Below are 9,664 nucleotides of genomic sequence, written 5' to 3'. Positions count from 1 at the left end.
GAGGACACGTTATGACGATGGACGAATTTGATGAAGCCATTCGTGAAGCCAAGGTGGAAAAGCGGTCGGCCAAGCGGGATTTCGGAAAAAGCAGCCCTGAGTTCGCTGAGGCAAAGGAGGCGTTGGCCGCACTCAAGGACGCGCGTGACTTCGAGTTTCTTCACGGGGAAGGCACATGACTATCCCACCCACCAGCACCTACTACGCCAAGGCGTTCTGTGTGAAGTGCCTCACCGACCGCAACCGGACGGGCGGGGTGTGGCGCAACCGGATGTTCTTCTGCGGGGGTTGCAAATGAAAAGCACGACGCACGAACGCTTGGCTGCGTGTCGCCGTGTGACCGAACACCCACCTGCTGCGGTGCGCGCCGTTGTCGCCACCATCGAACGGGTGACAGAGGTCCGCATTCGGTTGTTGACCTGTCTGATGCGCAAAAAACGTTGGGATGGAGACCTCGCGGTCGCGTTTGTTCGGGCAAACGGGGACGTGTGGCGTTGATCCTACGCTGCCCTGAATGTCGAACCCGACGCAAGTCGTTCGACCTGTTCACGAAGCACCTGCGTGAGACCGGGCACCGCGTCTGCAACTGCGGGGGTTACTGGTATCCCCACCGCCCTGGCTCACCGTACTGCGAGCAGAACGCCATGAGCGCTGTCCGCATCGCCGCTCGTCAGGAGGGGATCACCGCCGACGAGTTACTGGAAATTGCGGTCGATTGCGCTTGGGAAAAAGCCGGTCGGCCGTTTACAAAATGGAGAGATTGATCATGACGAATGAAGAACACGACAGACCAGCAGCACCAAAGGGCGGGGCCTATGCGGAGCTGCCTGAGCCCACGCCAGATGAACTGCGAGCCATAGTACGCAAAGCACGCAAAGCACGCGACAGCTCTGGCAGCGCAAGCGACGACTGCGGCTCTGCCGCTTATGTGCTTTACGGGTGGCGCGCGGCAATTCGCGCATACCATGGGCAAGCACCAGCCTCCCGCATCACGGTCGAACAGGTTGAAGACGCCATAGGGCTGCAATCCACGGCATGGGACACCATCGGCGCCGAAAAAATCGTGGAAGCGGTGTTGCGATTGGCAAATGGGCAAGCACCAGCCGGGGCGACGAACACCAAGACGCACGCTCTACTGAGCACGATGATCGGCCTGTTCTTGAGAGCAAAGGAGAAGATTGGCTACCAACCCGGCAGTGCGATTGACAAGACGGTGGCCGAAGCCGTCGAGCATTTGAAGGACTGGCCCTACCCAGAAACCGCCACGGCACAGGCGGCACCAGCCGCAGGGGCGTGGATTGAGCGCTGGTACGGCTCTGGCGGCAAAGATGGCTACGAGGGCTGGAGCATCGTGAACAAGGAAGGCCGTGGCCTTGTCTCGTACCTTGGGCGGAATGTCGAATCCGGTGCGGTCACTGAAATCGTGATGGCCCACAACGCTACCCTGGCCGCCCCCACGGCACAGGCGGCACCAGCCACCACCGACTTCACGACGCTTAGTGCGGCGGTGCGAGCCATCCGGCAGGCCATCGAGTTGATCGGCGAGCCTGCCGATGACCGCATGCGCGCTGCGAGGCGCGTGCTGCGCGGCGCGGTGATCGTCGCGGAGGATTCTGGCGAGTTGGCGGCACCAGCCGCTGGCGCAGTTGCGGGGCCTGTCGAGACGATAAAGTTCTCGGACGGCTCCACAGCGGATCCGGTGGAGAAAGCGCGCCGATACCTCAACGCCATGGCCGACCACCGCATCAATAGCCAGTATTTCTTCGATGATGGCTGGCCGAAAAAGGAGAGTGCAATCGATGCAATGGCGACGTTGGCTGTCTTGGAGCAACTCGCCGCAGCGCCCACCCCAGCCGCCCAGGCAAACAGCCAGCCAGTGCCAGCTGAGGTTGCTGACGCCATGGCCGATAGCCAATACCTCGCCGGTGTTTCCGCTGGGTGGAACGCAGCAAATGCAGACGACCCCAACGCGGCGCTGCAAAAGCTCCACGAATCACGCGCTGGATACCTCAAGCCACTGAGCGCATCCCGTGCCCCGGCAGACAGCGTGACGGCACCAGCCGCTGGAGCAGTAACGGGGCCGCTGGACAGTCTCGCGCTGATGAAGGTTGTGATGCAGGCTGATGAAGCGCTGTCAGGTCGTTGCACCAGAGGCACTACGAATTGGGCAGCAGCCATCGGCAAGGCAGTTCAACGCGCCGTTGTCGCCGCCGCACCCCAGCCAGCACCCCCGGCAGACAGCCAGCCGTCCAGCTTTGGAAGCCCTGAACTGCAGGCGATGATTCTTGCGCGCTGCGCGGAGAAGGACAAGGCAGACAGCGTGCTGGAGGATGCGGCGCGGTGGTTTTCCGAGCGCGACAACGTGCTGCACTCATTCTGGGTGCTTTTGGGTGAAGCAGAAACCCAAGCGGACAACGACAACAACCCACTGCTGAAACACCAAGTCGAAGGGTTCTATCGCCAGTGGAACGCACTAAACGGAAGCGCGCTGGAGCCCCGCTGGGTGACTCGCGCAGCCCGCAAGCAAGGGGGCGCCCAATGACCATCGCGGCAAAAGGCGCCGTGCGAAAAGCCGTCGTCAGCACCTTGGAGCGCATCGGCCGGGGCTCGTGCGCGGAGATCGAGCGGCGTAGTGACATCGCCGACGGCGGTTCTCGTGCCGCGCTGTGGGCCTTGCACAAGGATGACCTGGCGCACATCACCGCATGGGAGCGCTCGACGGAGAAGTCGGCACCCGCCGCCGTGTGGGTGCTGGGCCCCGGGCAGAACGCGCCTCGGCCCGCGCCGAAGCCTCGCGCCTCTCGTGGGTACGTGGCGAAGTACAGTCCGTTCTCGGACGGTGAGCGTACCGTTGATCTGCCGATGGACTACCCGGTAAAGTCGGTGTTTGTTGGTGGGGTGAACCCCTGGACTGGAGGTGTTGCGTGAACTGGGTCTTCGTTTTCATCGCGTTCACGGCCCAAGGCGCCGTGGTCGAGAAGGTGCACATGGACAGCGCGAGCATCTGCGCGGCCTACGGCTAGGGGTACTCGTCCAGGGTGGAGTTGCGGGTCGCCCATGTGCAGGTGGCCCAATGCGTGTCGCTGCGCAGCGGTGCGGTGATCCCCGTGGGGCCGGTGGGTAAGCGGCCTGTTGGGAAAGGGTTGGTATGAGCACACCTCCGTGGGGCTCATTGGGGTGACGTAAGACTATCGCAGAGTTTAGGTGTACGCAACAGTTTTTTCGCGTTGGCCGATGGGTGGTTGTGAGCGATTGCGCAATAAGCTAGAATTTGCGCATGTGCGAAATAACTTTATCACCCTGCCCCTTCTGCGGGGGTGCGCCTTCCGAACGGCTGGGCCACAACCCTGGCGGTGGTTTCGGCCCTGACCCAGTGGACGTCTTCTCGGTCTGCTGTAACCCCTGCGGTGTGCGCTTTGTCGTGTCCAACTGGCCGGGCCACGTCACCGAAGACCAAAAGGCGGCCGTCCGCGCGAAGTGGAACCATCGTGCACAAACACAGAAAGACCCTTCCTAATGGCCCGCAAGAACACCCCGAAGACACCCCTGCTGGCCGTCCTGCGCCAGTTGGAGACCGACGACAAGCGCGACGAATTCGCGGGGCTCGCCGGCACGTCGCGTCTGTACCTCTACCAGTTGTCGATCTGCAGCCGCCGCTCGTGCCGCGCTGACCTCGCCAAGCGGATCGCCGATGCCTCGGTGGTCATGCACGAGAAGTACGGCACGCAGGTGCTGACGCTGGAGGTCATCTGCTCGATGTGCGCTGAGTGCGAGGTTGCGCCATGACCAACACCGACACCCGCCCCCAGTTCGAAGACGCCTGCTGGGCCCACTACCAGGGGCTGAAGGCGCGAGGCTGGTCGCACCCGGAAGAGGGTGATCCGAACAGCCGGGAGGCCCTGTTCTGGCGCGAAGCGAACGGCCAGTACGGCGTCCGGCAGATCGAGGCAGCATGGCGGGGGTGGTTGATGCGGGAGGCGGCCGAGGGTTGGGTAGAACCCGGCGGTTTCGGTCTCGGCACTACGGTGGACATCATGCTGACCGACGGCAGCGTGCTGTGCGGCTGCATCCCGCAGATGGACGGTGACCTCTGGTGGCACGGGGCCGACACGGGCGCGAAGTTCATCGACCCGGTGTACACCAGCATCCTGAAGTGTCGAGTGTCGCAAAACGTTTAGTGTTTTTGCGCAAACGCGATATACTGCACGCCGCCAGCCAGAATTCCCCGTCACCCGCAGAGCCGCACGGTGGGGGCCTGACACCCCCATTTTTGCGGATGGGGTACAGGCTGGCGCTCCGTCAGGTCTCCACCATGCGGCGCCTTGCAGAAAGGTCGCCAGCCTTGTTCTCTCCTACCAAATTCCCCTGTACCGCCTGGTACGTCACCGCTTCGCTGAACGTGAAGCAGTTGTCTGTCTGCGGTGTCTATCCTGGCTCCATCAAGGGATACTTCAACTGCGACAAACCGTCGCTCCTGCACCAGGGGGGCCTGTTCGCCACGCGCGATGAGGCCATTGCCGAGGCCGAGCGCAAGCTGGAAAAGATGCACGACGCCTACGTGCGCGCGGGCCAGCGCTGGACGAAGGCGCGTGAAACCGTCTCCAAGCTGAAGGGCGGTGCGGCATGAACATCGAACAGGTCGCAATCTTCATCAGGGTCGATGGGCGAACCACTCTTGCACCAATCGACCCGAACATGGCTGAGGCTTTCGTGGGGATGCTCAGTGCGTTCCAGACCGGGACGCCCAAAGAAACGAAGCTGGTTGTACTGCCAAAACACACTGTAAAACAACTGGGCGCCATGACCGCAGCGCTTGCTCGTGAGATCGCCTTGCGCCAGCAGAGCAAGCAGAAGAAAGCCGAAAGCCCCCAAGGATGACCGACCATTTTCGCAACCATGGCCGGGCGCTGCTCGCCAACGGCTACCTGATCGTCCCCATCCGCAAGGGCGAAAAACGCCCAGCAATCTCTGGCTGGCAAAAGGCCCGCCTCGGCATGGAGGACCTGACCCGCTACCCTGACCACGGGGTGGGTGTGCTCTGCGGCCAGGGGGCGCACCCCATCGTCGGCGTGGACATCGACGTGAGCCACCCGGTCATCGGCCCTGCGCTCATCGCCTGGTGCCGCCGCAACCTCGGTGATGGGGCCGAGCGTGTGGGGGCCGCGCCGCGCATCCTGCTGGCCTACCGCGCAGACAGCGCCGGCTGGGCCAAGGGCGCCTCGGTGCAGTTCTTCGACCCCACGGACCCCACCAAGCCGTCCGGCAAGGACAACCACCAGCAGGTGGAAATCCTGGGCCTGGGCCAGCAGTTCGTAGCCTACCACGAGCACCCGGACACCGGCCGCGACTACCAGTGGGTGGACCTGATGGGAGGGCTGGAGTCGCTGCGCGCCTCTGACCTGCCTGTCGTGACCGAGAAGCATGTCGCTGCGCTGCTGGCCGAGGTGAGCCGCCTGGTGCGCACCACCCCCGGTGTGACGGTGGTGGGCTCGGCCGAGTCGCCTGCCATGCGCAGCTCCAGCGACGCCGATGACCTGATGAGCTTGGTGGCCCGTGTGGGCATGTCCTTCGCCGAGGTTGAGCGCTGGATGTCGCACCTGGAGAACGACGGCGACTCCTACGACCACTGGGCACACGTCGGCATGTCCCTGCACCACGAGTTCGCAGGCACCGAGCATGAGTCCGACGCGCTGGCGCTGTGGAAGGAGTACGGAGCACGCTCCAGCAAGGACGACCCCAAGCAGTACGACTACAAGTGGCGCTCGTTCGGCGGGGGCAGCGGTGCGCCCACCACGCTGCGCTGGTTGCTGAAAATCTGCGGGCAGGCCAAGCGCGAGAAGGACCACGAAGGGCGCCGCGCCGCGCTGGACGAAGCCAAGGAACTGATCCAGTCGCAGACCGACAGCCTGAAGTTGGGCGGAAAGGAGGTGCTGGAGAAGCTGAAGCTGCTGATCCCTGACGACCCGCTGGTGCGCACGGAGATCATTGGCGCCTTCCAGGCGCGCTACAAGGCCCTGACCAAGACCAACATGCCCATCACGCAGGCGCGCGCCCTGCTGGTGGGACCACGGGCGGCCACGGTGCAGGCCAAGCGGCCCTTGACCGAGTTCGGCAACGCCGAGCGCATGCTGGACCGCTACGGCGACGGCCTGATGTTCGTGCCCGAGGTCGGAACGTGGTTCATCTGGACCGGCGTCTACTGGCGCCGCGCGGTGGACGTGGAAATCGAGCATCTGGCGAAAGAGACCATCCGCGCCCTGGTCAACGAGGTCGAGGAACACGAGGAACGCGCCGAGTTCTTCCAGTTCTGCGCCCTGAGCCAGCAGGCCAGGATGGTGAGCAACATGGTCAAGCTGGCGTCCAGCGATCCGCGCGTCGCCGTGCCGGCTGCCGAGCTGGACAAGCACAGCCACTACCTGGGCGTGCGCAACGGCGTGGTGGACTTGCGCACGGGCGCGCTGCTGCCCCCGGACCCAGACCTGCGCATCACCTTGGTGGCGGCCTGCGACTTCGACCCTCGGGCCAAGGCGCCGGTGTTTGAGCGCACCATCTCCGAGGTGTTCTCGGGCGACGAGGACATGGTGGAGTACGTGATGCGCACCTTCGGGTACGCGCTCATGGGCACCCCCATCGAGGACATCATGTTCATCGCCTTCGGCAACGGGGCCAACGGCAAGAGCACCATCTTCAACGCCGTGCGCCAGGCGTTCGGCAGCTACGCCCGCTCGGCCGATGCCGCTTCGTTTGTGGCAGATGGTAATAAGGGGGGCGGGGGTGGCCCGCGAGAGGACCTTGTTCGATTGCGGGGGGCTCGTTTCGTCTATGTCAATGAGCCGGATGAAAACGGCGAGCTGCGTGAGGGTATGGTCAAGAGCATGACCGGGGGCGACACCATCACTGCCCGGGGCATCCATGCCAAGCACAGCGTCGAGATGACCCCGACATGGGTGGTCTACATGCCGACGAACCACAAGCCGATCATCAAGGGCAACGACAACGGCATCTGGCGCCGCATGGGCATGCTGCCGTTCGAGCGCAACTTTGAGAACGACCCGAACGTGCCCAAGGATGGAAAACGGAAGGAAAAACTCGCCCTGGAAATGGCCGGCATCCTTGCGCTGATCGTCAAGGCAGCCCTGCGGTATCAGAAGGACGGCCTCGTGCCGCCCAAGCGCGTTCTCGCGGCCCGCGACGCCTATCGGTCGCAGATGGACCTCTTGGCCGAGTGGCTGGATGAGTGCTGCGACCTTGATCCTTCGGCCACGGTGTCGTCAAAAGAGCTGTGGGACTCGTGGGAAATGTTCGCTCGCGGTCGCGGATTGCTCAATTACATCCGAAGTAGCACCGCTCTATCGCGTCGGTTGGACACGAGATTTCCGCCAATCCGGGGGTCAGGCGGCGTGCGCTTGAGGTCTGGGTTACGCATAAAGGGTTCAGCGGACCTGTTTTAGCCCTACAGAGTGACGCAAGTGACGCATTTTGCCCTTTTTTGACTTTTTCCACCTATGCGTAAAGAGAGTTTTGGAAAAAGCACCTAAATGCGTCACTTGCGTCACTAACGGAGAAACTTGTAGACAAATTGCAGATTGGTTTTATGCAGATTTTTGAACACGACAAATTGCACTGTGTGATCAGAGCGAGTTTTCCGTACACCTCGGGTGTTTACGGATTGCTAGACCCGTTGTCAGGTGAGATTAGGTACGTGGGGTCAAGCGTTCGTATCGAGAAAAGGCTTTACACCCATCACCACAACATCGCCCCTAAAAATGCCCGGCCGTGTCAGGTTTGGATGGCACAGATGGTGCTGGCCGGATGGGACATCAAAGCATGTCTTTTGGAGGAAGTAGCTTCGGCAATTCTGCTTGATCAGAAACGACGCAATGCCCATGAACGTGTTTGGATTGAGCACTTCAACAATCTCGGTCAGGCCGATCTGAATGTGCAAATGGCACCAGTAGGGCATCCGAACGGCACCTCGCACCCGTACAAGGTGATGCGGGCTCACATCAATTACCTGCAAGGTTTGCTGTCGGGCCACAACATCCCGTTCACACGGTTTGACTGAAACGGAAAGACCCCCATGGAACTGCGAAACACCACCCTCGATGACATCAGCGCCGTGATCGGCTTCAGCGCGACACTGCGTCTCGTGGCCTGGTTCGGTGACGGCAGCAACCTCTACGTGCCCATCGTGGCCGAGGAAGGCCACCTGCTGGTCCGCCTGCTGGGTCTGCCAGCCGCCAAGCGACTGTGTGAGGCATGGCCGGGCGAGCACCTGGCCGTACCCCGCCTGCGCGACCATGAGGACGACCTGCGCAAGCGCAGCGTGGCTCGGTTCATCGAGAAGGGGTTCGGCACCCGCGAGATCGCCGGGATGCTCAGGATCAGCGAGCGCCGCGTGCAGCAGATACTGCGCGAGCTGGAGGTGGCCGGACTGGTGCAGGTGGCGGGGCCTGCGCGCCGAGGTGTTGCTGTGAAAACTGCCGGGGAAAACCTCCAGGGACATTGGCCCCCTCCAACCGGGCTCCTGAAAAAACAGAGCGCATAGGCGCCCAGCAAAAGAGGGGTCCGTTTGAAAAATTGCACCCAATTTGGCCCACGAAAAAGGGCGGGCGATTTTGTGCATGAGAAAGAGGGGTGCCGATGTGCACGGAGCACAGGTCTCTACGGCACCGCCAGCAGACCACTCCAAGAAATACAGGGAAATCGGGGTCTAGCGCTTATCCATAAAGCGTTGGTAGCTATCTGTTTTTTAGCAAAGGTAAGACCCCAAGAGCAGCGTTGAACGCCAGGGTGTAAAAGACGGCCAGCGCTTATCCAACAAGTGCCGACAGCTATCTGTTTTATAGCAAAAACCCGATTTGCCCACCACCAAGCAGTACCACCCCAATGGCCGCCCGCGTAGCTCACCCGGGCAACGACGCCAGATAGGCCACAGTGCCGTTGGCCCTAGCGAGGTCAACAAGGGCCTCATCGCCCTCGGAGCTACCAACCCCTTGCCCAACGAGAAAATCGCCCACAGCGCGCTGTTGGACGGACAGCAGGGGTGTCCGATCGACCCCATGGTCCTCCCCATAGTGAGTGAACATGCAGGTGGTCACGTAGATCAGCACCGCAACCGCTGTGGTTGAGCCCACATGGCGGTAGTTTAGAGAAGCCGTCAAACGCCCAATCTCGTTGTTGATCGTGTCACACATTTTTCTCAAGTCATCAAGTTGATCGAGACTCGACTGTGCCTTGTTGCGACGCAGCAGGGTTGTGGGTCGGCGATGGGCGGTTGATGGCCGGCGATGGGCGGTTGATGGCCGGGGGACGAACGGACGCCGAAGTGAGATGGGCGTCTCTTTTCCTGGGCACGCGGCTTGCCATGGTGCGCGCCGGATTTGAAAATGATCGGGAGGTGCACCCCTGGGCGGGGGTCCAAATTCAAAATTGACCGGGAGGCTGGGAGTACCCCCGGGGTGGTTTGTGGCGACCAGGTGGTGATCGAGCGGGCCGTTTTTCTGGAGAGGTCCTTGGTCTTGTATTTTTCTGGTGGCGAGAAAATTCGGGCGTAGGTCGGGCCCGGCATTTTTTCTGCCGCCGGTTGTGTGGATGCGCTATCGAATTGATAGCTACTAGCGCTTGCCAGTTAAGCGCTACCACCTGTTTTAATGGGCCATCC

At 62.0% G+C, this 9,664-nt stretch carries 12 protein-coding genes; 11 read left to right on the top strand and 1 reads right to left on the bottom strand.

The genetic code is table 11. The annotated features are described in order from the left end of the window. Positions 1 to 175 precede the first annotated feature (175 nt). The 11 genes from DU506_RS22620 to DU506_RS19890 all read left to right on the top strand — a co-directional run bounded on the left by DU506_RS22620 (position 176) and on the right by DU506_RS19890 (position 8,548). Positions 176 to 298: a hypothetical protein gene (locus DU506_RS22620; protein WP_268877353.1), complete on the top strand. Its 123-nt coding sequence runs from the start codon at positions 176 to 178 to the stop codon at positions 296 to 298. 468 nt (positions 299 to 766) lie between these two features. Then, positions 767 to 2,542 (top strand): hypothetical protein, encoded by a 1,776-nt coding sequence (locus DU506_RS19935; RefSeq protein ID WP_114488610.1) that lies wholly within the window; start codon positions 767 to 769, stop codon positions 2,540 to 2,542. Then, complete coding sequence (locus tag DU506_RS19930; RefSeq protein ID WP_114488609.1) at positions 2,539 to 2,928, top strand: hypothetical protein; 390 nt, start codon at positions 2,539 to 2,541, stop codon at positions 2,926 to 2,928. The genes DU506_RS19935 and DU506_RS19930 overlap by 4 nt, the downstream gene beginning before the upstream one ends. 349 nt (positions 2,929 to 3,277) lie before the next feature. After that, the gene (locus DU506_RS22900) at positions 3,278 to 3,517 is read left to right on the top strand and encodes a Lar family restriction alleviation protein (protein WP_114488608.1); all 240 of its coding nucleotides are present in this window, start codon (positions 3,278 to 3,280) and stop codon (positions 3,515 to 3,517) included. Continuing rightward, a complete protein-coding gene (locus DU506_RS19920; protein ID WP_114488607.1) occupies positions 3,517 to 3,786 on the top strand; it encodes a hypothetical protein in 270 nt (89 codons plus the stop codon). The genes DU506_RS22900 and DU506_RS19920 overlap by 1 nt, the downstream gene beginning before the upstream one ends. Then, positions 3,783 to 4,178 carry a hypothetical protein gene (locus DU506_RS19915; protein ID WP_114488606.1) on the top strand — a complete coding sequence of 132 codons (396 nt, stop codon included), beginning with the start codon at positions 3,783 to 3,785 and terminating at the stop codon, positions 4,176 to 4,178. Before DU506_RS19920 ends, DU506_RS19915 begins: the two co-directional genes overlap by 4 nt. Before the next feature lie 164 nt (positions 4,179 to 4,342). After that, a complete protein-coding gene (locus tag DU506_RS19910) occupies positions 4,343 to 4,627 on the top strand; it encodes a hypothetical protein (RefSeq protein WP_147273794.1) in 285 nt (94 codons plus the stop codon). Then, on the top strand, positions 4,624 to 4,878 hold the full coding sequence (locus DU506_RS19905; protein WP_114488604.1) for a hypothetical protein: 255 nt from the start codon (positions 4,624 to 4,626) through the stop codon (positions 4,876 to 4,878). Before DU506_RS19910 ends, DU506_RS19905 begins: the two co-directional genes overlap by 4 nt. Then, positions 4,875 to 7,451 carry a phage/plasmid primase, P4 family gene (locus tag DU506_RS19900; RefSeq protein ID WP_114488603.1) on the top strand — a complete coding sequence of 859 codons (2,577 nt, stop codon included), beginning with the start codon at positions 4,875 to 4,877 and terminating at the stop codon, positions 7,449 to 7,451. The genes DU506_RS19905 and DU506_RS19900 overlap by 4 nt, the downstream gene beginning before the upstream one ends. 143 nt (positions 7,452 to 7,594) lie before the next feature. Beyond that, positions 7,595 to 8,065 (top strand): GIY-YIG nuclease family protein, encoded by a 471-nt coding sequence (locus DU506_RS21505; protein ID WP_147273793.1) that lies wholly within the window; start codon positions 7,595 to 7,597, stop codon positions 8,063 to 8,065. A gap of 15 nt (positions 8,066 to 8,080) precedes the next feature. Then, on the top strand, positions 8,081 to 8,548 hold the full coding sequence (locus tag DU506_RS19890; protein ID WP_114488601.1) for a helix-turn-helix domain-containing protein: 468 nt from the start codon (positions 8,081 to 8,083) through the stop codon (positions 8,546 to 8,548). A gap of 358 nt (positions 8,549 to 8,906) precedes the next feature. Here DU506_RS19890 and DU506_RS19885 read toward each other — a convergent pair whose 3' ends face one another. After that, on the bottom strand, positions 8,907 to 9,164 hold the full coding sequence (locus DU506_RS19885) for a hypothetical protein (protein ID WP_147273792.1): 258 nt from the start codon (positions 9,162 to 9,164) through the stop codon (positions 8,907 to 8,909). Between the last annotated feature and the right edge of the window lie 500 nt (positions 9,165 to 9,664).

The sequence above is a fragment of the Vreelandella rituensis genome (assembly GCF_003336665.1).
GTDB lineage: Bacteria > Pseudomonadota > Gammaproteobacteria > Pseudomonadales > Halomonadaceae > Vreelandella > Vreelandella rituensis.
This window is presented reverse-complemented; position numbering and strand designations above follow the sequence as displayed.